The following is a 1087-nucleotide window of genomic DNA, read 5'->3' on the forward strand; positions in this document are numbered from 1 at the left end:
CTTCTCGAGATACGCATAATTTTCTTCGCCACCGTACCCTGCATCCGCCACAATCGTCTTTGGGATTTTGCCAAGACACTCTTTTACGTGTTTCAAATGTGGGATGAGGCATCTTGTATCCGTCGGACGTTGGTGAAGGGTATAGCCCAAAATAAACTGGTTCTCTGTACCGACCTGAACATTGTAACCAGGTTTCAATTGTCCATTTTTCATGTGATCTTCTTTTATTCTCATAAACGTGGCATCGGGGTCAGTTTTGCTGAAACTATTCCGGTCACCAAGTGTCTGCTGTTGTGATTCGTACTTTTGTAGGCGAGGCAGAAGATCCCGCCGAATTTGGCGTACCGTTCTCCGAAGGGGCTTGTTCTTAGGCTCTTCTTGTAGTCGAACCTCTAGTCTGTTCAAGTTTCTCACTGGTCAACTGTGAGGACTCGCCCAGCTCAAGTAGGTCATGGCCACTGTGTTCGAGTTCTTCTTGTCGTTCTAGTTCCTCTATGGAAGCAAAAAGTGTCTTCACCTTTTCCTGAAGTCTAGCTTTATGCTTAGCGACGGCTTTGCCCCAGACAAACGTGTACCGGTTCGCGTTTGCTTCAATCTTTGTGCCATCAACAAAGTAGTTCTCCAGCTTGACGTACCCCTCTTCAACCAACAGCTCGAGTACACCGATGAAGATTTTTTCCAAAACATCCTTCATGCGTTCTGTTCGAAATCTGTTAATTGTCCGGAAGTCAGGCGTTTGTCTTCCCGCTAGCCACATGAACGGTACATTTTCTCGAACAGCCTTAGCGATTTGTCGGGAGGAGTAAATCCGCTGTGTATAGGCATAAATCACGATTTTTGTCATCATTTTAGGATGGTAGCTATCTCGACCGCCGCCAGGGTAAGCAACTTCAAAGATGGCGTCATCTAGGCGGGTAACGGCTGTGTTTACCACACGAGAGATATGATTAGGGGGAATGTCCAACTCCAAATTCATTGGGAGGTATAGCTGATCCATGTTATACTCAATAAACAAAGAAATCGCCCCTTTGGACATGGTTGCTCGACACTTCCATTTTACCAAAAGGCGATTTCTTTTTGTTTACAG

1 pseudogene is annotated in these 1087 nt (G+C 45.7%); it reads right to left on the bottom strand.

What is annotated here, in order from left to right:
• Nucleotides 1-1015, bottom strand: a pseudogene (locus ACFSB2_RS26815) (IS1182 family transposase); the annotation flags it as partial.
• Nucleotides 1016-1087 lie beyond the last annotated feature (72 nt).

This window comes from Alicyclobacillus fodiniaquatilis, assembly GCF_042678105.1.
Lineage (GTDB): Bacteria > Bacillota > Bacilli > Alicyclobacillales > Alicyclobacillaceae > Alicyclobacillus > Alicyclobacillus fodiniaquatilis.